The organism is Salarchaeum sp. III, assembly GCF_036418315.1.
GTDB lineage: Archaea > Halobacteriota > Halobacteria > Halobacteriales > Halobacteriaceae > Salarchaeum.
The window spans coordinates 583,516-606,029 of sequence record NZ_JAZHPG010000027.1 but is presented as its reverse complement, the minus strand read 5'-3'; the positions used below and the strand labels follow the sequence as shown (position 1 = coordinate 606,029).

Here is a 22,514-nt window from a genome sequence, read left to right as displayed (position 1 = left end):
GTCACTCGGAGTCCTCGCCGATTCCGTCCTCGACGCGCTCCACGGCGCGTTCGAGCGTCACCGGAACGACCTCCTCGAGTTCGCCGCGCTCGAAGTAGAGGAGTTCGACCGCGACGACGGCGACGGCGACGACGAGCACCATCCAGAACGTGTTCGGTTCGCGGTTGTAGAGGTTCCAGAACATCACGGGCGCGAACACGGCCGCGCCGACCGCGCCGATTGCGGGCGGAATCGGATTGACGTCCCCCCGGTCGCGCTCCCGGAACGCGAGGACGCTCATCGCGCCGAAGACGATGATGAACGCGAGCGACGCGAACGACGTGATTGCTCCGAGACTCCCCCACGCGCTGAACGCGGCGGTGATAGCGCCGAGCACGAGGAACGTCTTGTCCGGAACGCCGTCGGCGTCGGTGTCGCCGATTTGGTCGGGGAGGAGGTCGGAATCCAGCAGTCCCTTCGCGAAGTGCCCGCTCGAGAACAGGGTGGCGTTGATGGCGCTTCCCGTGGAGAACAGCGCGGAGATGGAGATGATAATCATGCCGAGCGACCCGAGGCCGACGTAGCCGAGCATCGCGGACGCCGCGTCGCCGAGCGCGACGTGCGGGTGGTGTTGGATGGCTTGCGGAGCCAGGTTCGTCGTCACCACGGCAACCATCACGTAGATGGCGACCGCGGCCGGAATCGAGATGTAGACCGCCCGGCGGATGGTGTCGACTGGGTCGCCGATTCGCTCCTGGTCGTAGAAGAGGAGCTGCCAGCCCTGGAAGGCGACGAACGAGATGGCGGCCGCGACGAGCGGGGTGACGCCCGTGAGGTGGCTGAAGCCGAGCGAAACGCTCTGCGGGGACACCGGACCGAGGTAGGCGAGCCCCCAGACGCCGAACGCAACGAGGATGGCGACTTTCGCGGCGACCAGGACGTTCTCGGCAGAGCCGGTGATGCGTGCGCCCGCGACGTTGAGTGCGACGAACAGCGCGATGGAGAGCACGGAGATGACGGGGCGGAGCGAGAATCCGGCGTAGCTGTCCGGGACGGCGTTGAACGCGGTGGTGAACTCGGCGAACGCGAACGCGTACATCGCCATGGAGCCGATGTAGCCGAACAGCAGCGACCAGCCGAGCATCCCTGCGAGCGTGGAGTTCCCGACGAACTCCTGAACGAACGAGACGGAGCCGCCGCGCTGGTCGCCCAGTGCGTTGAGTTTGTTGTACGAGTAACCGGCGCAGACGGCGACGACGCCGGCGGCGACGAACCCGAACCAGGTGGCGAACATCGCGATGTTCGCCACGACGCCGAGCACGGCGTAGATGCCGCCGCCGATCATGCCCCCGAGCGCCATCGAGACGCTCTCCTTCAGTCCGAACTCGCCGCTCATCAGGGTCCCTCGTAAATCGTCGTCTCGGTCTCACCGTCGGGGCCGAACCGCGACCCCCAGACGGCGACGACGGCGACCAGCGCGATGACGAGGACGGCGACGGCGGCGGTGCTCCAGAAGAACAGCGTGTCGTGGGGCTGGACGAGCATCGCGCTCGTGAGCACGATGCCGCCGACGACGAGGATGAGCCAGAGGGAGGGAAGTTTCGCCCCCGGGTCTCGGGTAATCTGGAGGAGGTAGAACCCGGCGAGGCCAGCGACAACGAAGCCGAGTAGGACGTGTTCCGCGGAGTTCTCAGGAGTTTCGAGGACGAACGGCGACGCGGCGAGCCAGAGGCCGAGAACGGTGATAGCCGCCGCGATGTATTTGACGATGCGGGCGTACCGGAGGGTCACGTCCCACCACCCACGGACACGACGAACGGGCGTTCGGGTTTCGACACCGCGGGGGGCGACGCGTGAAGCACGTTGGAACAATCGGGGAAAACAAACTAAACGATTTGGGCCACGGGACGGAGGGCGTCCGGGGCTAGTTCGCGGCGATGATGTCGTCGATACGGACGACCATCGTCGCGGCCTCAGTGGCGGATTCGAGGGCGTCGCGCTTCACGGCCGCTGGGTCGAGCACGCCACCTTCGACGGGGTCGGCGAGCGCGCCGGTCTCGCCGTCAGTGACGATGCCCGCGCGCCCGGTTTCGTTCGCGGTGCGGAGGTCGACGAGCGCGTCGATGGGGTCCATGCCGGTGTTCTCGGCGAGCGTGCGCGGAAGCACGTCGAGCGCGTCCGCGAACGCCTCGGCGGCGAGCTGCGCGCGTCCGTCGATGCCGGGTGCGCCCTCGCGGATAGCGTCGGCGAGCACGATTTCGGTGCAGCCCGCGCCGGGGACGACGCCCTCGCCGTGGAGCGCGACCGCGACCACGTCGAGCGCGTCGCCGAGCGCGCGTTCGAGTTCCAGCGCGACGTGCTCGGTGCTCCCGCGGACGAGGAGCGTGACGGACTCGGCGTCGCGCCCGCCCTCGACGAGCGTGAGGTCGTCGTCTCCGTACGTCTCGACGCGCACGGACGCGGCGTGCCCGAGGTCGTCGGGGTCGATGTCGCGCACGTCGCCGAGCGCGAGCGCCCCGGTGGCGGACGCGATGGCCGCCGCGTCGGAGGACGAGACACTCTTGAACGCGGTAATACCTGCATCCGCGAGGTACGCGGCGGCACGGTCGTCGATTTTCTTCGTGCAGAACAGCACGTCGACGCCGGCGTCGGCGAGGAGGCGGGCGTACTCGCGGAGTTCGGCGTCCTCGGCGTCGACCGCGGCGTTCAGCTGGTCGACGTTCGTGATGGCGTACTCGACGCTCGCGCTGGTCTCGCGGGTGTCGAATTTCGCGTCGAGCACGGCGACGGTCGCGACCGACACGTCGCGGGACATCTCCTCGCGGACGGGCGCGTTCTCCGCGACCACGCCTTCGATGAGTTCGGTTGCGCTCGCGGACGCGCCGGGGAGCGTGTGGACGTATACGTCGTCGCGGCGCACGCCGTCGTCGTCCTCGACGTGCCGGATGGCGGCCACGACGAGGTCGGCGAGCCGGGCGGCGGAGCCGTCGCCCGTGCCCTTGCCGGTCATGCTGGTCGCGGCGACGCGCGCGAGCAGGTCGTCGTCGAGGTCGGCGTCCACTGCGAGGTCGGCGAGCGCGTCGAGCGCGAGGTCCCGGGCGGCCGCGTACCCCTCGACGACGGTCGTCGGATGCACGTCGCTGTCGAGGAGGTCCTCGGCGCGCGCGAGGAGGTTCCCGGCGAGCACGGCGGCCGTGGTCGTGCCGTCGCCGACCTCGTCCTCCTGGGTGCGCGCCACGTCGACGAGCAGTTTCGCGGCGGGGTGCTCGATGTCCATCTCCTCGAGGATGGTGACGCCGTCGTTCGTGACGACGACGGTTCCGGTGGCGTCGACGAGCATCTTGTCCATCCCGCGCGGCCCCAGGGTCGTGCGGACGGCGTCGGCGACGGCCTTCGCGGCGGTGATGTTCGAGGACTGCGCGTCGCGCCCGCGGGTTCGCCGGGCGTCGTTTCCGAGGATGAAGACGGGACTCATCGTGTTCGCTGCCATGCTGTCCGGGAGGATTGCGAGTCTACATATACGTTGCGCGACACGTGATAGCAGTTGGCCGCGTACGGGACCGGTAGGACGAAATACGCGGCTCTACCTCGTAGAACCATGCTGGAACTCGAACACGGGTTCCGAATCGTGGACGTCCACGCGCGCCTCCACGCCGGCCCGGAACCCCCGCTCCGCGGCCGCGACGTGGACGCCGAGCAGTTGGAGCGCGAACTCCACCAGGCCGGCGTCGTGCGCGCCGCCGTCTTCCCCGGCGCGCAGGCAGACGAACACGGCTACCTCCGCGCGAACAACGCCGTCGCCCGGCAGACCGTCGAGCGGCCGTTCGTCGCGCTCGCCCGCATCGACGGTCCCCGCGACCCCGGCACGGACGCGAGCGCGCGACTCCGCAACCTCCGCGCGACCCGCGAGAACTACCACACCGATCCCGACGACGTCGAGCAGTACGCGTACGACGACCGCTTCCACGGGTTCCGCCTCCACCCGCCCCGGGACGGCCTCCCCGACGAGGACACCCTGGACGCGCTCGGGGACGCCGGCCTCCCCGTGCTCGTGCACGCCGGCCGCGACTTCCGCCCGGAGACCGCCGCGGACGCGCTCCTCGACCGAGGCTTTCCGGTCGTCTTCGGTCACTTCGGCGGCCATCCGCTCGACCGCGACGCGATGACCGACGCGCTCGACCTCCTCGACCGCCACGACGACCTCTACCTGGACACGAGCGCCGTCCGCTACCGCGACATCCTCGAACGCGGTATCACCGAACACCCGGACAGAATCGTGTTCGGGAGCGGGGCGCCGGCCGTCCACCCGGACGTGGCGGTGATGGAGGTGCTGACGCTCGACGTTCCCGAGGATTTGATGAGTCGTGTGTTCTCGAAGAACCCGGGACGCGTCATCGACGCTCTCAGCGAGTGACGCTCACTCCGGGAGAAAACAACCCGGGACGCGTCATCGACGCCCTCAGCGAGTGACGCTCACTCCGGGCAGTGCGTAGGAGGGATTAGTCGTAGCGGGCGAGGGTGCGGTCCATGCGCTGGGAGATGCCGTTGGGGTTGCGGCGCGGCGGGTCGTCGGCGCGGCGGGCGCTGAGGCCGTCGCGGAACCCGCGAACGGTGTTCCGGAGGACGGCGGCGCCGTCGGCGGCCCACTCGGAGGGGCGTTCGTCGCCCGTGAGCACGTCCCGGGCGACGCCGAGGGCGTCGTGGACGGCGTGCTTGCCGATGCGGTAGGGGACGGTGGGGTGGACGCCGTAGTTCTTCGCGAGGCGGTAGGCGAGCGACCGGTACTTGAGTCCCCAGAGGGGAACGTCGGCGTCGGCGGCGACGCGGTGTGTCACGTCGTCGGCGTCCGTGCGGACGACGGCCATCTCGGACCGCCAGGCGACGGTTCGATTCATGCCGGCGAGGCGGTGGGCGGCGTCGCGCGCGGCGCCGGTTTCGAGGTACTCGTCGAAACCGTCGAGCGCTTCGAGGGCGTCGCGGGTGAACGCGGCGTTTCCGCCGTCGAAGTACGTGACGTCGCGTCCGCGGATGCGACGGCGTTCGACGGCTTCGGTAGTGTGTCCGCCAGCTACGTCGCGATGGATGGGGCCGGTGACGGCGTCGGCGTCGGAGATACCGTCGCGGAGGGCGTCGGTCCAGCCCTCGCGGACGCAGCTCGCCTGGCCGACGAGCGCGATGATGTCGCTCGTCGCGGCTGCGATTCCGGCGTTCCGGGCGGCGTTAACGTTGCGCTCGGAGAGTTCGAGAAGGATGTCGACCGCCGGGTGGTCGCGCACCAGGCCGCTCGTGCCGTCCGCGGACGGGCCGTTCACGACGACGACCTCGGCGTCCGGCGCGTGCGCGCCGAGCGAGTCGAGGGTCGCCGCGAGACGGTCCCGGGCGTTGAGCGTGGGCACTACCACCGACAGGTCCATACGATCCGGTTCGGACGTACGACCAAAAACATCCCGGCACGTCGGCGAAAAGTCCGGAATATTACACTCGTGCGTCCCAGTAGGAGACGGATGCGAGCGCGTCCCCGACGCGCGTCCGACCGAGCGAGGTGTCGGCGGACCGGAGCGAGTTCGCGAGCCAGTCGGGGAGCTTCCGGTAGAGCCCGTAGGGGAGCACGAAGTCGTGCTCCGCGCCCGCGAGCCGGAGGTTCGCGCCCGCGACGAGGTCGCGGACCTGATCGTCGGAGTAGAGGTGCGACCCCATCGGGAGGAGCCAGTTGTAGATAGAGCGCGTCGAGGTGTCGTTGAACGTGTCGAAGAACACCTGGTTCTTGGAGACGCGCGCCATCTCGCTGAGGAACTTCGCGGGCGTGTCCGCGAGGTGGAAAAAGCGCATCGCGAACACGGCGTCGAAGTGGTCGTCGGGGAAGGGAAGGCGGGCGGCGTCGCCGCGCATGAACTCCAGGTGGTCGTCCACGCCCGCCGACCGCGCTTTCTCGCGGCCCTCCTGGAGCATCGCGCTGGAGATGTCGAGGCCGACGATGTCGGCGCCGCGATCGGCGAGCATCACGGTGAACCGGCCGGTCCCGCAGGCGATTTCGAGGACGTGCTTGTCCTCGACGGGGCCGAGGGCTTCGAGGACGGCTCGTTTCTCGCGCCGGTCGATGAGCTGTCCGCCGCGGGAGAATCGCTTCTCGTCGTACTCCTCCGCGACGTCGGAGGCCTGGTACCACTCCTGTCCCTTCACGCTACCTTCACGTCCACACCCGGCCCCTAAAACCGTACTGGAACGCGGGAGGGTTACGCGGTGACGACGCGGTCGGGACGGATGCGGACGACGACGCGTTCGCCGTCCTCGTCGCCGTGATGGGGGTACTCGTCGACCCCGAAGTAGCGCTGGGCGAGCGCGTCGATGTGTTCGACTGCGCCCGTCGTGTCCACGCTGTCGACCACGCCGCGGACGGAGAGGTAGCGGTAGGGGTCGTCGGGGTCGGTGATGGAGACGCCGACCTTCGGGTTCTCGCGAACGTTCTTCTCCTTTCGACGGCCGCGTGCGGTGTTCACGAGGAGGTGTTCGTCGCCGCTCGACCACGGGTGGGCGTCCTCGCCGGGCGCCTCGTAGCCGACCCAGACGGGCGTGGTGTGCGGGGTGCCGTCGGGCATGACGGTGGCGAAGTGCGCGAACGACTCGGTCTCGAAGAGGTCGCGGTAGTCGTCGGGTATCGCTGGCACGGGTAGGCTTCGACGCCCAGACGCATCAATCCCATCGCCTAATATTGTATTAATCCATTAGACACCAGTATAGCCAACCTTTACGTATAGCTGTGTGGCAGTAATTGTCATGAGTACGACCGCGGAGCAACACGTAGCCACGGACGACGAGGAATTCCGGGAGCGCCTGCGCGAACTCCCCCCGAGCGCGAAACTCGTCGCGAAAGTCCTCGAGATGGACTCCCCGCTCTCACAGGGCGACCTCGCCGAAGAAACGTTGCTCCCCGACCGCACCGTCCGCTACGCGCTCAACCGCCTCGACGACGCCGGCCTCGTCAACGCTCGGTACAGCTTCGAGGACGCGCGCAAGCAAGTGTACTACCTCGACGCGTAACTTTTCCTCCCCGCAGGTCCACGTTCCGGGCGTGTTCGAACGCATCTCCGTTCCCGTATCGACGCGCGCCCCGACGGGCGCGACGAACGCCTACCTCGCAGACGGCGTTCTGCTCGACCCCGCCGCCCGCAGCGACGCGCTCGACCGCCGCGTCGCCGACCGCGACGTCGACCACATCGCCGTCACGCACACCCACGTGGACCACGTCGGCGCGCTCGCGCACTACGCCGCCGAGACCGGCGCGACTGTCTGGGCGCGTGCCGGCCGCGAGGGCCGGTTCGAGGCCGCGACCGGCGTCACGCCCGACCGCGTGTTCCGCGAGGGCGACGAGGTGGGGCCGCTCACGGTCCTCGAAACGCCGGGGCACGCGCCCGACCACGTCGCGTTCGCCGCCGGGGGCGACCTCGCCATCGGCGACCTCGCGATGGCCGAGTCGAGCATCTTCGTCGGCACCCGTGACGGCGACATGCGAGCGTACTACGCCAGCCTCCGCCGCCTGCTCGCACGGGACGCCGATGCGCTCTACCCGGGGCACGGACACGCCATCGAGAACCCGAACGAGCGCGTGACCGCGCTGCTCGCGCGCCGCGTCCGCCGCGAGCGGAACGTCGAGCACGCCGTCGAGTCGGGCGCGCGCGCCGTCGCCGACATCGTGGACGCCGCGTACTCCCGGAACGTCGCGGACGTGCGCGATCTCGCGACCGAGACGGTGCGCGCCCACCTCGAAAAGCTCGATATCGAGGGGCGCGTCCGCTGGTACCCCGACGAGGATCGCGCGACACCCCCGTAGCACGGGGCTTTTCCTCACGGAGCGCGAGAACCCGATATGGAGTCGCTCGAAGCCGAACTCGAACGCGCCCGCGCGCTCGACGAGTCCGAGCTGGCGGACGCCATCGAGACCATCGGCTTCGAGTGCACCCGGTGCGGGAACTGTTGTAAATCCGAGTCCGAGGACCCGCACACGGCGACGGTGTTCCCGGACGAGGTGCGCGACCTCACGGACGAGACGGGTGGCGAGTGGCGGGACGTGGCGCGTCCGATGCCGTACGGGCTGGACGAGAACGGAGATGGTGAGACGTTCGAGTGGGCGCTCCAGACCGACGCGTGCGGCGACTGCGTCTTCTACACCGAATCGGACGGCCGGGGGGCGTGTACGGTGCACGACGACCGGCCGCTCATCTGCGAGACGTACCCGTTCAGCGTCGCGCTCGGCGGGACGAGTCAGCCGATGGGCGAGGCCGTGGACGAGTCCGGGATGGTGCGCGCCCACGAGTGCGAGGGACTCGGGCGAGACATCAGCCGCGCGGCCGCGGAAGACCTCGCGAGCGCGCTGAAGGAGCGCGCGATACGGGAGCTCGAGGAAGCTATCGCCGTTCGGGAGAACTACGAACCCGCGCGGCCCGAGTCGGGCGCGGTCGTCCACGACTCAGAGGGCGCGAAACGTCCCGACGGAACGCGCTACGAGGGATAGTTACTCGCGGTAGCGGCGGTCGTTCTCCGCTTTGAGGTCGGCGGCCGAATCGTGTTCGTTCACGCGCGCCTCGACGTGGTCGGCGGCCGCAACCGCGTCCGTCACGTGCCGGTGTTCGAGTTTCGTGACCGAGACGGCGAGCAGGACGAACAGAAGAACGCCGACGAGTGAGGGAATCGAGAGCACGAGCGCGAGCACGGTGAGCGCGGCGTCACCCCACCACAGGACGCGCTTGAGTCGCTTCGCCCGCGCGTAGCGCGCGTCGTCCGCGACCGAAACCGTCGGCCGCCAATTGTCGAGATGGGGCTTCACGGACGAAGGGCGCCCGTGGAGATACTTAGGCGCCGTGGTGGCGCAGGCCATACTACTAAGACCACACCCTTCCTGCGTTGGGATGAGTGTCTGACTATGGAAATCTCTGAGAAACTGCTGTGTCTGTTCAACGGCGAAGTCACCGTGAAGGACGACGAGTACGTCGTCACGGTGCCGAAGAGCGAGGTCGAAGCGGGCTCCATCGACCCCGGCGAAGTGTATCGGGTCGCGCTCATCGCACGGGAGGACGAGGAGGAGCGCACGGACGACGAGCGCGAACGCCGCGCGGCGGGCGAGCCGCAGCCACCGGTCGAGGAGGGCGAAATCCGGTACGTCGAGGTCGAGGACATCGGCAAACAGGGTGACGGCATCGCGCGCGTCGAGCGCGGCTACGTCATCATCGTCCCCGGCGCGGAGATGGGCGAGCGCGTGAAGGTCGAAATCACTGAAGTGAAGTCGAACTTCGCGGTCGGCGAAATCATCGACGACGACGTGGCGGAGTAACTATATCGAGAGGAAGCGCGAGAGGTCCACATCGGCCTCGGGGAGCGTGTCGTGCGGGCGAGCGACGACGATGTCGCCCGCGGTCCCGCTGCCGATTCCCGGAATCGCGGTGAGTTCGTCCATCGACGCGGCGTTCACGTCGAGCGGGTACGGGACGCCCGTGACGGACCGATACCCGTGGTCGGTTATCACGACGTCCGTCATCCGGCCGAGTTCGCGCTCGCCGGGGACGGCGACGAGGAGGCTGTACGTGCCGAGCGACCGGCCGAACGTCTTCCCGTCCTGATGGTACTCGAAGTGCACGTCCTCCAGTATCGCGCCGGGCGGGACGACGCGTTCGAGCATCGGCTGGTCGATCTCCTCGCGGACCTCCTGTTTGTACTTCTTGAAGCGTTGCTTGTTGGCGTGCGCGACGTCAGCGCCGGTCTCGTCCATCTCCGTGCCCTCGAACGCCATCACCTGCCGGATGTTGATGCGGCGGAGCATCAGGCCCTCGTCGTACACGTCGTGGAGGAACTGCTTGTTGTGCTCGTAGGTCTCCGGGCGCTCGCCCGTGAGGCCGTGCAGGAGGTTGATTCCGGGCAGGAGTTTCGGGAGGCGGGGCGCGTCGTCGTCGCGGTCGGGCCGCCAGCCGCCGGCCTCGTTCACCACGCGCACGGCCTCCAGGCACTCGTCGGCGGTGACGAGGAGGTTGTTCTGCTCCTGAACGACGGGGTCGGCGGATTCGAGGCCGAACGCCGCCGTATCCCCGGGTGTGTTGTGTTCCGCGATGACCTTGATGGCCTCCCGTGACTTCTCGGGGTAGTCCGTGATGGTCACGGGGTTCATGTTGTCGAGGTGGAGCGTGCGGAGGTCGGGCGCGACCTCCCGGATGCCGCCGTAGAGGTCGCGGAGCGCGTCCGGGTTCGGTGCTTCGCCGTCCCCGCCGAACGCGAGGATGTCGGCCTGCCGGCCGAGTCGGAAGTCCCGCACGCCCGCGTCGGAGAGCGCGTCCACCTCCTGGATGACGGAGCGCGCACTCCGGAACGAGGGGTCGCCGTACATCGGTTCCGTGCAGAAGGAACACCGGTACGCACACCCTCGGCTGGTCTCCATCTCCGCGATGAGGTAGTCGGGATAGTTCGGGTGCTGTTCGACCACGAACGCGCCCTGTTCGGCCCACCGGTCTATCTCCTCGTTGTCCCGATAGCGGTTGTTGAACCCCTCCAGACCGCTCGCGACGAGGTCGTGCGCGGCCGCCTCGATGTCGGCCATCGCGAGGAAGTCGAAGTCGAGGTCCTTGCGCTCCATCTCCGAGGCGCCCGCGTTCTCCTCGCCGACGCCGAACCGGATGGGGCCGCCCATCAGGCTGGTGCCGTTCGCCGTCCACGCCAGTTCTCTGACTTCGTCCGGTTCGGCGGGCGTTCCGCCGACGTAACTTCCGGGAACGGTCATTCCGCCGATGTAAATCATCAAATCAGCCTGTTCCACGTCCAGCCAGCGCGAGCGCTCCTCGCGCAGCGCGTCGATAGTGTAGTACGTGACGTTCTCCTCGGGAACGCCCGCATCCACGAGCGCGCCCGCCGTGTACCGCGGGTAGGTCGAGATGTAGGGGGGGACGCCGAAGTGCGCGGGCTCGTCGACGTAGCCGTCCACGAGCACGACGTCGAGGTCCGCGGCAACAGTCATAGGGGGAAGAAGAGCGCGAGCGAATAAAGGCTACACGAAGCTGTGGCCCTCGAATCGGGTTCACCGGACTCCCGGGAGACGCGTGCAGGCCGCCCACGGGACTTATGCCGCCGCCCGTGGTACGTTCGTGTATGCCCGCGACGCTCGAAGTGAAGTGTACGAGCGACGACTGCGAGATGGATATGTTCGAGCTGCACTACACGTACGACATGCCGGACGACGTCGGCGTCTCCGACTTCCAGTGTCCGTACTGCGGCAACACCGACCCGCTGGAGGAGTTATCGCCGTGAGGTTCGAGTCGGTGGGGCGGTCGGTCGGGGACGCCGTGCTCTCCCGGCTCGGCCGCGCCGCGAGCAGAGTGAGCGAGGAGACGCCGCTCCCGGTGGACGTGCTGGAGAGCGAGGACGAGTACCTCGTCGTGTTCGACGCGCCGGGCGTGGCCGTCGAGGACGTGCAGGTCGGGTACACCGACGGCGCGGTCGAGGTGCGCATCGAGCGCTTCCGCGACCCGCATCCGGGCTTCGAGATGCGGTATCCCGGGCGTGCGCTCGCGCTCGACGGCCGCGCCGAGTTGCCGGACGGCGCCGACGTGGACGCGGACGCGGCGCGCGCCGAACTCGCCGACGGAGCGCTGCGCGTCTTCCTCCCGAAGACCTAGTCCGGGTCGCTTCCCGAGCGCACCCGAAACTCCTCGTCGCCGTCGAACCGCGTCGGGTCGAACGGCGCGAGTCCAGCGTGTTCTCCGCGTATCTGTTCGGCGATTGCTTCGCCGGTGGCGGGTGCGCGCATGAAGCCGTGGCCCTGCCAGCCCGCGGCGACGAACAATCCGTCGCGGAGTTCGCCGAGCAGCGGGTCCTTGTCGGGGGTGGCGACGCAGAGGCCGGCCCACGCGCGCTCGACGGACACGTCGGCGTCCGGAAGTCGATGCTGGAGTTTCTCGCGCGTGTCCTGAACGAAGTCGTCGTCGGCCGTTCGGTCGTACGTGTCGGGGTCGAACTCGCGGCGCTGCGTGCCGTCCCCGGCGAGCACGCCGCGGGCGTGGGGTCGGGCGTAGTAGTCGCGGTTCGCGTCCCAGAACAGCGGCACGTCGGGGCCGGACGCGACGAGCGCCTGCACCCGGTAGGCCTTCAGCGGCACCCGAATCCCCGCATTCGCAAGCACCTGTTTCGTGTGCGCGCCCGCCGCGACGAGCACCGAATCGTAGGGGGTTCCGTTCACGCGCGCCGGGTCGAGCGCCACCTCGGCCGGCGTCCCCTCGCGAATCTCCGCGCCCGCGTCGCGGGCCTTCTCGGCGAGTAGTTCAGCATACGCCGCAGGCGTGGTGTAGCCCGCGTTCCGCGCGACCGCCGCAGCCTCCACGTCGTCGGTGCGGAGCGCGGGATACTCGGCGGCGAGGCCGTCGGGCGTCAGGTGTTCCACGTCGAGGCCTTGCGCGCGCATCGCGTCCGCGTCCCGGGCGACCGCGTCCGCGGCCTGTCCGGGTTCGGTGGCGAACCAGACGTAGGGCGCGCGCTCGAAGACGAAGTCGCCCTCGCCGGAGAACGCCGCGAAGCGCTCGATTGCGCGCTCCGCGATGCGGGCGTCCACGTCCTCCGCGTACGCGTCGTACAGCAGTCCGGCGGCGCGGCCCGTGCTCTCCGCGGCTATCTCGTCGCGTTCGTAGAGCGTCACGTCCGCGCCGCGTCGCGCGAGGTCGTACGCGGCGGTGACGCCGACCGCCCCACCGCCGACGACCGCGACCGACTCAGTCATACCCGAGAGACCGCGCTCGCAGTACTTAGCGTCCGTGCCTTCCGCCCTCGGTTACTTTCACTTTCACCGCGCACGGGTCGACTTGATAACCGAACGCGAGAACAGACGTGTATGGCCGCGAAGCAATCCGAACGAGTCGACGTGTCGGACCTCCCCCTGAACCAGATGGAAGCGTTCGTCGCCGGCGCAGAGGACGTGTACGTCGAGCGCACACCAGCGAAAACCTACGTCGTCACCGAGTAGTCTCTGCAGTCGTCCCCCGGTCGCACGGGAGCGCGAACACCCCGCTGAAGGTTCCCGTCGGCCGGACGTACCACCGGAGGTCGACGCACGCGGCGCGTTCGCGAACCTCGCGGGGTTCGAGGGTGAGCCACTCCCCGTCGTCGAGGCGCGAGCGCACCGTGTACGCGGCGGGGTCGTCCGACCAGCCGTCCGTCCAGATGCGTCCGCCCGGCGTTTCCGCTCCCGCGCCCGTCGCCGGTTCCATCCGCTGTGTTCTGTCGAAGACTGTGTCGCCGTCGCGTTCGAGTCGAACCTGAAGCGTGTGCGCGACCGAATCTCGGTTCCACCCGCCGACCGATTCGACGCGGTACGTCGTCTGCCCGGGGGTATCGAGTCCGGCGCAGCCGGCGGTGAGGGCCGCGGCACCGAGCGCGAGGAAACCGCGACGAGACATCCCATAGCTAGCCATCAACACTCGACACGATTGTTTTATGTCGTGAAAAATTGGCGGAATGGGGTTAGTAGTCGTTCTCCGCGTCGACCACGCGCTCCGGTTCCCGGGGTGGCTCCCAGTCGAGCGCGAGTTCGAGGAACTGCACGAGGATGCGTCCGGTCGCGCCCCAGACGGTGTAGCCGTCGACGTGGAAGAAGTGGACGACGGCTTCGCCGTACCGGGGGTGCGTGCGGTGTTCGACCTCGTAGTTCTCGGGGTCGACGAGTCCCGATATCGGGAGGAAGACGACTTCCGCGACCTCGCGCTCGTCGGGCGTGTACTCGCGGTCGGGAACCCGTGCGACGAACGGCGTCACCGCGTACGAGGACGTGGTGCGGATGTCGTCGAGTTGGCCGACGAACTCGACCTCCTCCGAGCGGAGCCCGATTTCCTCGTTCGACTCGCGGAGCGCGGTCGCGCGGAGGTCGGAGTCGCTCGGTTCGCGGCCGCCGCCGGGAAAACTCATCTGACCGGGGTGTTCGCCGAGGTGGTCGGCGCGCTTCGTGAACACCAGCGCGGGGCCGTCGGGTCGCTCGACGACGGGGGCGAGCACCGCGGCGTCCCGGTCCTCGTCCTCGATAGTGACGGGTTCGTGCGCGGCGACCCGACCCAGGTCCATGCGCCTGTGTACTTTCTCGTCCGCCATTAACCCTCCCGTCGGTCGAGGCGGTCGCGGAGGGCGTCGGCGTCAACGTCCGCCCACGTCTCCGCGTCGTACGTCACGTCCCGGAGGAAGTCGCGGCGCTCGTCGTCGGGGTTGGCGGCGAGTTCGTCCGCGAATCGGCGTTCGAGCGCGTCCCCGAGTTCGTCGCGGGGCACGTCGCGGCGCTCGACGTCGAGGATGTGGGGGAGGTCCATGCCGCCGTCGGGCACGGCCGGGAAGGCGGCGGGACCGGGCACGATGAGGTCTGTGTCCTCGCGGGGGACGACGAGGAGCGCGTACTGGTCGAGCGCGCGCTCGATGGCGGCGTCCACGGCGTCGGCGTTCACGTCCTCCCCGCGTTTGAACGCGAGTTCGTGGAGGGCGTCCGCGAGTTCGTCGCGAGCGAGCGCGCCGAACAGGTCGACGACGCCCGCGAGTTCGTCGAGCGTGCGGTCCATGCCCGTGAAACCAGCCTCCTCGGTCATGAGTCTACCGCGTCCAGGTCGGCCGCCGCGGCCGCGCGGACCTCGTCGGCGGAGAGGTCCGTGTCCGTCCACGCGGGCAGGCGGTCGTCGCCCTCGGGCGGGCGGACGGCGTCCGCGTACTCCTCGACCTGCGCGCGTTCGTCCGCCGGGTCGTAGTCGAGGCCGTTGAACGCGGCGTCCGCGGCGTACCCCCGGATGTATCGGCGCGCCGTCTCGCGGTAGCGTTCGGGGAGCGTGTCGTAGTCCACGCTGACACCGTGGTCCTCGCAGGCGCGGAGGAGCGCGGCGACGACGCCCGCGCTCATGTCCGAGAGCCCGGACGGCCCGGAGACCGCGCGGTGGTCGTGCTCGTACCGACCCAAATCGACCTGCGCGGTGCCGTCGAACCCGGCGGCGGCGTAGGCTTCACCGAGCGTCCCGACCTCCAAGCCCCAGGTTCGAGGGATGCGGATGGTGCGCGCGACCTCCCCGGTCATCGCGCACTCGCCGGCGAGCGCGTATCGGAACGCGCCGAGGTAGTCCAGAATCGGTTCGTCGGACTCGCGTTCGAGCGCGTCCACGAGCGGTTCGTAGCAGAGGCGAAAGAGCCGGCCGTAGAGCCGCTGGTTCTCGACGCGGGCGTAGTAGCCCTTCACGAAGTCGAACCCGGAATCGAGTGGGTGGAGGAGTTTCGGCACGTCCCGCGGCGAGTACGTCTTCGTGTCCGCGTCGTGGACGGCGACGTAGGGCGCGTTGGCGGCCGTGCCGAGCGCGAGCCAGATGTCGCGGCCCTTTCCGGCCTCCCCGTTCAGACCGTACTCGTCGAGCAGTTCGGCGACGCGCGGGCCGTTACACCAGAGAACGTCCAGCGGAACGTCGAAGGAGTCGAGCCAGTCCGCGAACGCGCCCGCCTTCTCCGCCGAGGCGCGGAGCGGAACGACGACGCGGTCGATGTCGAGCGTTTCGAGCGTGGAGAGCACGCTCTCGGGTGCGAGGCCGCCGTACTCGCGTTCCGTCATCGGGACGACGACGGTCGCGCGCTCCGTCGGCGCGGCGGGGTGGGCGTCCCCGTAGTCGTGGAGCGTCGCCACGCGCTCCTGCGTGTAGTCCATACCGCGTGTTTCCGGCTGCGCCGGCATTTAGGTTGGCGTCTCGGCCGCGCCCTCCGGGAGCAGGTCTGCGCGGTACGCGAGCACTAGCACGACGACGAGCGCGCCGAGTGCGACGGCGAGCGCGCGGAACACGAGGTCGTACGGGAGTCCGGTGCTGAGCACGCCGACGACGGTGCCGCCGGCCGCCTGCATCGTCATCATGCCCGCGCTGTAGGCCGAGTAGGCGGAGGAGCGGTCGGCGTCCGGCAGCGAGTCGAGGAGGAAGGTGTCGATGGTGGGGAAGAGGCAGTGGACGACCGCGCCGGTCGCGAGCGTCGCGACGGTGACGGCGAGCAGTCCGGTCGCGTACGTGAGCGCGAACAGGCAGGCGGCGAAGCCGGCGAGCACGCCGATGAGGAGCGGGACGTAGGCGACGCGGTCGGCGAGCCGGCCGGCGAACCAGAACGCGGGGACGCCCGCGGCGAACATGCCGGTGAGGAGGAGGTTCGCGGTTCCCGACGTGAGGCCCTTGGCTTCGACGGCGTAGAGCGTGTAGAAGTTCCAGAAGCCGTTCCAGACGAGCGTGGTGACGCCGAGGATGGCGATACCGGTGAGCACGAGTCGCCACTGTCGTCGGACCGCGCGGACGAGGTTGCGGTCCGCGGACCCGGCTTCCGGGAGGTCCGCGCGGCGCGTCGTGAGGAAGACGGCGACCGTGGTCACGGCGGCGACGGCGGCGAGCAGCCAGAACACGGTCCGCCAGTCCGTCACACCGAGCAGCGCGCCGACGGTGACGGGCGCGCCGACGGCGGCGAGCTGCATCGCGGTGCCGTGCACGCCGATGACGCGGCCGACGCGCTCCGGGAACAACTCCGAGATGAGGGGGTTGGCGGCGATGAAGTACGCGCCGGACGAGACGCCGATGAGGAACCCGCCGACGAACACCATCTCGATGGTCGCCGCGAGCGCGGTGAACGCGGACGCGCCGGTGAGGAAGGCGCCGGTCGCGAGGACGACGCGGTGGCGCGCGACCCGCGTGAGGAGGTAGCCGGTCGGGATGCGGGGGAGCGCGCTCCCGAGCCAGACGAGGGAGGCGGTGACGCCGACGGTCGCCCGGTTCACGCCGAACTCCGCGATGAACGGGCCGTAGAGCGGCGCGAACGCCACCCGGCCGAAGTTCACGAAGAACACGAGCGCGCAGAGCGACCCGAACACGTGGACGCGGCGCGCACTACTCGACTCGGACACGGGTCGAGTGAGGACTGAAGGCGGTTCAAGGCTTCCGGAGTCCGCGCGTGGGTTTTTACGGCGGGCGCGCGAACGCCGAGCTATGAAATCAGTACGGAAGGGCCTCCGGGCGGGGGAACTGGAGAAGGACACCTACGACCGGCTCGTGTGCGCGGAGTGCGGCGAGAACCTCAAGACGGAGAACGACCCGGACGAGGTCGGGAGCGTCCGCGTCTGCCCCGAGTGTGGGAAGCGCTGGCAGCAGATATAGCGAGTAAACGGCCCGTCAGTAGGCGTCGAGGGCGGCGCGGTAGCCCTCGCGGAACGTAGGGTAGGCGAACTCGTAGCCGAGCCGATGCAGGCGTGCGTTCGAGCAGCGCTTGCTCGTCAGGATGCGGCGCTCCGCCGCCTCCGAGAGGTCGCCCTCCTGAAGCCGCTCTTCTTTGGTGCGTTTCGGCGGGCGGGGGACGCTGGCCTCGTCGGCGAGCCAGTCCGCGAAGGCGTGTTTCGAGACGGGTTCGTCGTCCACCGCCAACAGGACCTCGGGAACGTCCTCGGCGAGCGCGAACCGCACGACTCCGGCGGCGTCGTCCCGGTGAATCATGTTCAGGTAGCCCGCCGTGACCGGGCCCTCAAGGTATCGTTCGAGGCGGTAGCGGTCGGGGCCGTACAGTCCGGCGAACCGGACGACCGACCCGTCGATTCCGTGGTCGGCGGTGCGCTCGCGAGCGAGGCGCTCGGCCTCGACGAGTACTTCCGTCTTTTCGGTGGTCGGGTCGAGCGGCGTGTCCTCGTCCACCCACCCGCCGTCGTGGTCGCCGTACACGCCCGTGCTCGACGTGTACACGAACCTCTCTGGAGGGTTCTCGCGCCCGCCGAAGTGGTCGATGGCGGTGCGGAGGCCGTCGACGTACACCTCGCGCGCGGCGTCCGCGCCGCGGCCGCCGGAGGACGCGATGAACACGACGGCGTCCGCGTCCGGAACGACGGCGAGGCTCTCGGGGTCGGTCACGTCGGCGCGCACGCCGTCGAACCCCGCGTCCGCGATGGCGGCCAGGCCGTCGTCCGAACGCCGAACGCCGACCGGTTCGTGTCCGGCGGCCGCGAGCTGGCGGCCGAGTTCGAGGCCGACGTACCCACACCCCAGAATCGCGACCCGCATCACCAGGGGTTCTCGACCGCGAGGTAGTGATGGATCTCGGCGTACTCGCGGAGCGTCATCGGCTGGCGACCCTCGACCTTCTGCTGGACTTCCTTCGGGTCGAGCGCGGCGTCGATGCCGTCCGCGAGCGAGTCCACGTCCACGACCGCCGAACTCATCTGGAGCATCACGTGGTCCTGGAGTTCTAGGCGAACGGTCTCCGCGTCCGGCCAGTCGTCCGTGAGCGCGAGGAGTTCCGCCGCTTCCGCGACCGTAACCGGGTCTCCGTCGCCCGATTCGATGTCGGCGACGCGGTCGGCGGACAGCGTGGTGTCGGCGGCGACCGCGTCGACGCCGCGCGTCTCGATGACAGCGAGCAGGGCGGCCTCGTACTCCGCGAACACCTCGTCCGCGGAGACGGACTCGGGCTCCGAGATGGTGTCGGTTAGCATACCGACGGCTAGGCGGCGGGCGCGTATGTGGTTTTATGTTACCAGCCGGACGAGCGCTCGTCCGCGTTCCCGTCGGTGTCGCCGACGCCGCGCGGCCCGGGCGGAACGGCCGCGACGACGACCGTGTCGAACGCGAACTCGACCCGGCTGTTTCTGCCGAGCGTCTCCGATCGGCCGTCGGCGTCCACGTCGAACGCGACGAGAGCGTCCTCGCGAACGTACTCGTACGTTTCGGCGTCGAACCCGGGCGGGAGTGCGCCGCCGGTGACGGCCAGCCGTTCGTAGCCGCCGCGGGCGGAGACGACCCACGCGTTCACGGTCGCGTACCAGAACCCGGGAACGGGGACGACCGGGAGGCCCGCAGGGAGTGCGGCGAGGCGGCCGCCGAGCGCTCGCCGAGCACGGTCCGTGGCCGCGCGTCCGAGCGCGTCAGTGAGTTCGCTACGGACTGCCGTCCTGGCCGCGCTCACCACGTCCTCCGCCACTCCGCCGTCGTCGCTCCGTGCGAGCGCGCGGGCCTCCGCTCTGAGCGCCGCGGCGAGCGCGACCCGTGCCGGTCCGCGAGCGCCGGCGGCAGCGACGGCTGCGGCGAGCGACCCGTTCGTCGCCGCTCGCGCCCGCGCTGCGTCCGTCCGCCAGCGTGCCGCCGCAGCCGCCACGGTCCGGTCGGCCGCGTCCGTGTCGAGCGTCGTTCGGTCAGCGAGCACGGACGCAAAGCGCGCGTGGACGCGCTCGGTCTCCGCACGCACGGCGGCGGCAAGGGCGGGCGGCCGACCGGAAGCCGTATCGAGGAGGGTAGCGGCGGTCGCGAGCCGAACCGCGCGGTCGCCACCGTCAACGACCGCGTGCACGATGGTGTCGGCGGCGTCGCCGTAGGGAACGGTGAAGACGTTCACGTTCCGTGCGGCGAGTGCCTCGGTGTCGACCAGCGAAAGGTACCGCGGGGACGCAGACACCGACGAAACGATTGTTTCGGGAGTGTCGCGCGCCGTCGCGCCCGTCGGTATCCAGCCGCCGAACCGGGTGACGGTGTCGCGGAGCGCGCCGCGAACGCCCGCGGCGTCGGCGGCCCTGTCGCGGACCAGCGCGAGCGTCGCGTCGAGGTAGCGGGCGCGCGCAGCGGTCAGTGCCCGCTCCGCGAGCGAGTCGTAGCGCGACTGTGCATCCACGAGCCGGTCGCGGTCGGCGGCGAGCGTTCGCGCGAGCGCCGCAACCGGCGACGATGCGAGGACGCCGGCGCCGCTCACGCGGGTCGTCGTCGACGTGTTCGCGACCCGGTTCCGCGTCCGGGAGAGCGACCGCGCCGCTCGCTCCCGGAGCGACCCGGGCGGATCGACCGCGACGGTCCGCGCGAGGCTGTCCACGCCGTCCGTCGCGGCTTGAACGGCCAGCGCGTCGACGCCGTCGGGGAGGAGAGCGCGGCGGACCGCGGCCGTCGTCCGCGAGGAGACCGTGTCGACGGGACGGTCCGGAACCCCGTCAAGCGCGGCTGGTCGCGCGGCCAACGCCATCGAGACCCGGTACGTGGAACGCTCGACGCCGGTGAACGTGCGGACCGTGGACCCGTTCGTCCACGAGGTCCGCGTCGTTCGCTCCACGACCACGCGGCGGCCGGCAGTGTCGAGCACGCGGAACCCCTGCGGCGTGTTGAGCGTCCGGGTGGACGCGGCGGTGGCGGTCGTCGTGGTGGACGTGTCGGTGGCGAGTCTCGTCCAGTTCGCGGGCGGCGTCGCAGGGTCGACGCGGTGGTGGGTGCGGGTCACGCGGACGAGGCGTCGAGCGTCCATCCGGTAGGCGGCATCGAGCGCGGCCGCGAGACCGCCGTCGAGGACGTTGAGGAGCGCGGTGTCGGCGGCCGCGGCAGGCGTGAGCGTGGACTCCGCGGTCGAGGTCGGTACCTCCCGGGCAGCCGTGACGTTCCACGAGTCGAGGATGCGGGCCGCGCGCTCCCGGGCGCTGTCGCGCGTGACGGTGAAAGCGTCGGTGACGCCGGTGAGCGCGTACGCCCGCCGCACCGCGGTATCGGACGCGTTCGGCGTTCTGCCGAAGGTCGCACGCTGCACGGCGAGCAGGCCGTCGTTCGCCGCGACCTCGACGTGGCGGTTCGCGAGGACGTTCGCGATGGGCGCACCAGCGTACTGCGCGAGGCCGCGAGCCGCGGTGTAGGGCGCGAGACGCGCGGTCGTTTCGCGGGCGAGGCCGTAGCCGTCGAGGGCGCCGCGATTGAGCCGGCCAGCGAAGGTTTGGACGCGGTCGTGGAGCGCGAGCACGGGCGTATCGACGACGACCGAGACGGCGCGCTCGCTGACGCCGACCACGGCCCCGTCGTTGGTGACGGTGAGGGTCGCGTTCCGGACGGTGACGCGCACGCGCGCCGGGTTGATACGGTCGAACGTGACTGAGCTGACGGCGCGGCGAGCGTCGGAGGGGCTGTCGATTCGGTCGAGCGACACGCGCGCGGTCGCGTCGGCCTGCCGTCCGTCGTGGTCAGCGAACGCCGCGCGTGCGGCGGCGTAGACGCGGAGCGCGAGCGCGTCCCGGAAGACGGAGTCGTTCCCGAGGACGCGGCCGTACGGCGTGTCGGCTGCGGCGGTGACTGGCCGGGCCGCCGCCGCGGCGCTCGCCTCGATGGTCGCGCGTTCGAGGGCGACGCGCGCACCGGTGAGCGCGCGGTCCGCTGCCCGGTCCGCGGCGTTCGTCTCCGTCGGCGTATCTCGGGTAGCCAGCGTCGCACCGACGGCGGTTGCGGTGACGAGGAGGACGACGCCGACGCGCGCGAAGGGCCCGCGACCGCGGTCGTTCAACACGCCCACCACCGCAGGAGGACGACCGTCGCGTCGCCTACAGGGAGGACGGCAGCGGTGGTGTCCGCGGTCGGTGACGGCGGCGCGCCGATTCGGAACACCGCTTCGTCCGCGCGGACGACGACGCTCACCCGCCCCGGAAGCGTGGCAAGTCGGTCACGCACGTGGGCCGCCACGGCGCGGGCGTACGCCGACTGCGGGCGCGGCGCGGCCGCGGCGAGATGCGTGCCGAACGTGGCTCGCACGGGCCCCGTCGTCGTGTTCACGGTCGCCGTGGTGACGGCGAGCGCGTCGAGTGCGGTGCCGGCGTCCGGCGGGGTCGGCTGCGGCGCGGGAGCGAGGACGAACAGGGCGGTGACGGCCGCCGCGACGAGCGAGACGGCGAGGACGGTGTCGACGGCGGTGCTGACGCCGCGCGCGCTCACCACACGACCACCCGGAGGCGGCCGAACCGAACGTCGCCGGGCGCGACGCGCACCGGAACGGGACGGCTCGCGGCGTCCGCGTCCGCGGGTGGCGCCGGGCCGACAGTCCACGTCCGGTTCCCGGCGACGAGCGTGGCGTTCACGGCGTGTGAGGTACCGGTGAGTGCGGCGTCGAGGCGGTCGGAGCGGACAACGCCGCCAACGCGGAGCGCATCGGTCGTCGTGGCGAGGACGGGCGGGGCGAGATCGCGGTCCGCACTCGGGAGGCTGTGGTCGTAGACGGTCGCGTAGCCGGCGAGCGCGACGCACAGCACGGCGACGCAGACGACGGCGACGAGCGGGTCGGCCTGCGCCCTAGCCGACGAGGACGACATCAATCCCCCGCCACGTGAGGTGGCGAATCCGGAGCGTCTCGGCGGCCCGCCAGACGGTAGCGCGGGCGCGGGCAGCGGCCACGGCGCGGACGAACCCGATACTCGCGTCGAAGACGAGCGCAGGGTCACGACCGGCGAGCACGGCGGCGAGCGGGCCGTCCGGCGGAACCGGAACGACGCGCGCGACGAGGGCGGCGGACGCCCGTCCACCGGGGCCGCGCAGGCCGATGCTCTGAGGGGTGACGCGAACAGCCTCAGCGTCGAGGTGGAGGGGGACGCTCGCGTCGTAGTTGCTCGCGGCGACCCGGTCGACGGTCGCGGCGACGGCGGTCGCGTCGGGCGGTGGCGCGGCGGGGATGGCGAGCGCGGCGGCGAGCATGGTGGTACCCACGAGCGTGAGGGCGACCCAGGTCGCGAGCGCGTCTGCGGCGTCGAGCACGCCACCAGCTGAGCC

At 70.3% G+C, this 22,514-nt stretch carries 29 protein-coding genes; 9 read left to right on the top strand and 20 right to left on the bottom strand.

Annotation, left to right across the window (positions count from 1 at the left end):
* Position 1 precedes the first annotated feature (1 nt).
* The 3 genes from U3A55_RS14005 to thsA form a co-directional block, all read right to left on the bottom strand.
* Complete coding sequence (locus tag U3A55_RS14005) at positions 2–1,375, bottom strand: APC family permease (protein WP_330992113.1); 1,374 nt, start codon at positions 1,373–1,375, stop codon at positions 2–4.
* The gene (locus U3A55_RS14000; protein WP_330992112.1) at positions 1,375–1,770 is read right to left on the bottom strand and encodes a hypothetical protein; all 396 of its coding nucleotides are present in this window, start codon (positions 1,768–1,770) and stop codon (positions 1,375–1,377) included. Before U3A55_RS14000 ends, U3A55_RS14005 begins: the two co-directional genes overlap by 1 nt.
* A 133-nt stretch (positions 1,771–1,903) precedes the next feature.
* On the bottom strand, positions 1,904–3,469 hold the full coding sequence (thsA, locus tag U3A55_RS13995) for a thermosome subunit alpha (RefSeq protein WP_330992111.1): 1,566 nt from the start codon (positions 3,467–3,469) through the stop codon (positions 1,904–1,906).
* 108 nt (positions 3,470–3,577) lie between these two features.
* Between thsA and U3A55_RS13990 the strand changes: the two genes are divergently transcribed.
* Positions 3,578–4,393: an amidohydrolase family protein gene (locus tag U3A55_RS13990; RefSeq protein ID WP_330992110.1), complete on the top strand. Its 816-nt coding sequence runs from the start codon at positions 3,578–3,580 to the stop codon at positions 4,391–4,393.
* Positions 4,394–4,478: 85 nt separating this feature from the next.
* On the opposite strand, the gene U3A55_RS13985 is transcribed toward U3A55_RS13990, so the two are convergent.
* From U3A55_RS13985 to U3A55_RS13975, 3 genes are all read right to left on the bottom strand, one after another.
* Positions 4,479–5,393 carry a glycosyltransferase family 2 protein gene (locus U3A55_RS13985; RefSeq protein ID WP_330992109.1) on the bottom strand — a complete coding sequence of 305 codons (915 nt, stop codon included), beginning with the start codon at positions 5,391–5,393 and terminating at the stop codon, positions 4,479–4,481.
* A gap of 61 nt (positions 5,394–5,454) precedes the next feature.
* Positions 5,455–6,159: a class I SAM-dependent methyltransferase gene (locus U3A55_RS13980; protein WP_330992108.1), complete on the bottom strand. Its 705-nt coding sequence runs from the start codon at positions 6,157–6,159 to the stop codon at positions 5,455–5,457.
* Between the two features lie 53 nt (positions 6,160–6,212).
* A complete protein-coding gene (locus U3A55_RS13975; RefSeq protein WP_330992107.1) occupies positions 6,213–6,644 on the bottom strand; it encodes a PPOX class F420-dependent oxidoreductase in 432 nt (143 codons plus the stop codon).
* Between the two features lie 109 nt (positions 6,645–6,753).
* On the opposite strand from U3A55_RS13975, the gene U3A55_RS13970 reads away from it, so the two are divergent.
* From U3A55_RS13970 to U3A55_RS13960, 3 genes are read left to right on the top strand one after another with little or no spacing between them, the layout of a single operon-like run.
* On the top strand, positions 6,754–7,017 hold the full coding sequence (locus U3A55_RS13970; RefSeq protein WP_330992106.1) for a helix-turn-helix domain-containing protein: 264 nt from the start codon (positions 6,754–6,756) through the stop codon (positions 7,015–7,017).
* 31 nt (positions 7,018–7,048) lie between these two features.
* Positions 7,049–7,807 (top strand): MBL fold metallo-hydrolase, encoded by a 759-nt coding sequence (locus U3A55_RS13965; protein ID WP_330992105.1) that lies wholly within the window; start codon positions 7,049–7,051, stop codon positions 7,805–7,807.
* A 36-nt stretch (positions 7,808–7,843) separates the two neighbouring features.
* On the top strand, positions 7,844–8,488 hold the full coding sequence (locus U3A55_RS13960; RefSeq protein WP_330992104.1) for a YkgJ family cysteine cluster protein: 645 nt from the start codon (positions 7,844–7,846) through the stop codon (positions 8,486–8,488).
* On the opposite strand, the gene U3A55_RS13955 is transcribed toward U3A55_RS13960, so the two are convergent.
* A complete protein-coding gene (locus U3A55_RS13955; RefSeq protein WP_330992103.1) occupies positions 8,489–8,800 on the bottom strand; it encodes a hypothetical protein in 312 nt (103 codons plus the stop codon).
* A 96-nt stretch (positions 8,801–8,896) separates the two neighbouring features.
* On the opposite strand from U3A55_RS13955, the gene U3A55_RS13950 reads away from it, so the two are divergent.
* Positions 8,897–9,304: a TRAM domain-containing protein gene (locus tag U3A55_RS13950; protein ID WP_330992102.1), complete on the top strand. Its 408-nt coding sequence runs from the start codon at positions 8,897–8,899 to the stop codon at positions 9,302–9,304.
* On the opposite strand, the gene U3A55_RS13945 is transcribed toward U3A55_RS13950, so the two are convergent.
* Complete coding sequence (locus U3A55_RS13945) at positions 9,305–10,972, bottom strand: radical SAM protein (protein WP_330992101.1); 1,668 nt, start codon at positions 10,970–10,972, stop codon at positions 9,305–9,307. It abuts the gene before it with no gap.
* Between the two features lie 131 nt (positions 10,973–11,103).
* On the opposite strand from U3A55_RS13945, the gene U3A55_RS13940 reads away from it, so the two are divergent.
* Complete coding sequence (locus tag U3A55_RS13940) at positions 11,104–11,262, top strand: DUF7559 family protein (protein WP_330992100.1); 159 nt, start codon at positions 11,104–11,106, stop codon at positions 11,260–11,262.
* Complete coding sequence (locus U3A55_RS13935; RefSeq protein ID WP_330992099.1) at positions 11,259–11,630, top strand: Hsp20 family protein; 372 nt, start codon at positions 11,259–11,261, stop codon at positions 11,628–11,630. The genes U3A55_RS13940 and U3A55_RS13935 overlap by 4 nt, the downstream gene beginning before the upstream one ends.
* Here U3A55_RS13935 and U3A55_RS13930 read toward each other — a convergent pair.
* Positions 11,627–12,724: an NAD(P)/FAD-dependent oxidoreductase gene (locus U3A55_RS13930; protein ID WP_330992098.1), complete on the bottom strand. Its 1,098-nt coding sequence runs from the start codon at positions 12,722–12,724 to the stop codon at positions 11,627–11,629. The two genes, U3A55_RS13935 and U3A55_RS13930, sit on opposite strands and share 4 nt — an antisense overlap.
* A 111-nt stretch (positions 12,725–12,835) precedes the next feature.
* Here U3A55_RS13930 and U3A55_RS13925 point away from each other — a divergent pair, with 111 nt between their 5' ends.
* Positions 12,836–12,967: a hypothetical protein gene (locus tag U3A55_RS13925; protein WP_255473799.1), complete on the top strand. Its 132-nt coding sequence runs from the start codon at positions 12,836–12,838 to the stop codon at positions 12,965–12,967.
* Here U3A55_RS13925 and U3A55_RS13920 read toward each other — a convergent pair.
* The 5 genes from U3A55_RS13920 to U3A55_RS13900 are packed head-to-tail and all read right to left on the bottom strand — an operon-like array spanning position 12,957 to position 16,885.
* On the bottom strand, positions 12,957–13,415 hold the full coding sequence (locus U3A55_RS13920; RefSeq protein WP_330992097.1) for a hypothetical protein: 459 nt from the start codon (positions 13,413–13,415) through the stop codon (positions 12,957–12,959). The two genes, U3A55_RS13925 and U3A55_RS13920, sit on opposite strands and share 11 nt — an antisense overlap.
* A gap of 49 nt (positions 13,416–13,464) precedes the next feature.
* Positions 13,465–14,058, bottom strand: a complete 594-nt coding sequence (locus tag U3A55_RS13915; RefSeq protein ID WP_330992096.1) for an NUDIX hydrolase — start codon at positions 14,056–14,058, stop codon at positions 13,465–13,467.
* A gap of 26 nt (positions 14,059–14,084) precedes the next feature.
* Positions 14,085–14,540 carry a DUF7109 family protein gene (locus tag U3A55_RS13910; protein WP_330992344.1) on the bottom strand — a complete coding sequence of 152 codons (456 nt, stop codon included), beginning with the start codon at positions 14,538–14,540 and terminating at the stop codon, positions 14,085–14,087.
* Between the two features lie 23 nt (positions 14,541–14,563).
* Entirely contained in the window at positions 14,564–15,658 is a 1,095-nt protein-coding gene (locus U3A55_RS13905) for a glycosyl transferase family 2 (RefSeq protein WP_330992095.1), read from the bottom strand.
* Between the two features lie 27 nt (positions 15,659–15,685).
* Positions 15,686–16,885 carry an MFS transporter gene (locus U3A55_RS13900; protein WP_330992094.1) on the bottom strand — a complete coding sequence of 400 codons (1,200 nt, stop codon included), beginning with the start codon at positions 16,883–16,885 and terminating at the stop codon, positions 15,686–15,688.
* An 82-nt stretch (positions 16,886–16,967) separates the two neighbouring features.
* Between U3A55_RS13900 and U3A55_RS13895 the strand changes: the two genes are divergently transcribed.
* A complete protein-coding gene (locus U3A55_RS13895; protein WP_227260765.1) occupies positions 16,968–17,135 on the top strand; it encodes an HVO_0758 family zinc finger protein in 168 nt (55 codons plus the stop codon).
* Positions 17,136–17,150: 15 nt separating this feature from the next.
* Here U3A55_RS13895 and U3A55_RS13890 read toward each other — a convergent pair whose 3' ends face one another.
* From U3A55_RS13890 to U3A55_RS13865, 6 genes are read right to left on the bottom strand one after another with little or no spacing between them, the layout of a single operon-like run.
* Complete coding sequence (locus U3A55_RS13890; RefSeq protein ID WP_330992093.1) at positions 17,151–18,026, bottom strand: SDR family oxidoreductase; 876 nt, start codon at positions 18,024–18,026, stop codon at positions 17,151–17,153.
* The gene (locus U3A55_RS13885; protein WP_330992092.1) at positions 18,026–18,457 is read right to left on the bottom strand and encodes a DUF5791 family protein; all 432 of its coding nucleotides are present in this window, start codon (positions 18,455–18,457) and stop codon (positions 18,026–18,028) included. Before U3A55_RS13885 ends, U3A55_RS13890 begins: the two co-directional genes overlap by 1 nt.
* 38 nt (positions 18,458–18,495) lie before the next feature.
* Entirely contained in the window at positions 18,496–21,261 is a 2,766-nt protein-coding gene (locus tag U3A55_RS13880; protein ID WP_330992091.1) for a DUF7286 family protein, read from the bottom strand.
* On the bottom strand, positions 21,258–21,686 hold the full coding sequence (locus tag U3A55_RS13875; protein WP_330992090.1) for a DUF7262 family protein: 429 nt from the start codon (positions 21,684–21,686) through the stop codon (positions 21,258–21,260). Before U3A55_RS13875 ends, U3A55_RS13880 begins: the two co-directional genes overlap by 4 nt.
* Positions 21,683–22,060, bottom strand: a complete 378-nt coding sequence (locus U3A55_RS13870; protein ID WP_330992089.1) for a DUF7285 family protein — start codon at positions 22,058–22,060, stop codon at positions 21,683–21,685. Before U3A55_RS13870 ends, U3A55_RS13875 begins: the two co-directional genes overlap by 4 nt.
* A complete protein-coding gene (locus tag U3A55_RS13865) occupies positions 22,041–22,499 on the bottom strand; it encodes a DUF7283 family protein (protein ID WP_330992088.1) in 459 nt (152 codons plus the stop codon). Before U3A55_RS13865 ends, U3A55_RS13870 begins: the two co-directional genes overlap by 20 nt.
* Between the last annotated feature and the right edge of the window lie 15 nt (positions 22,500–22,514).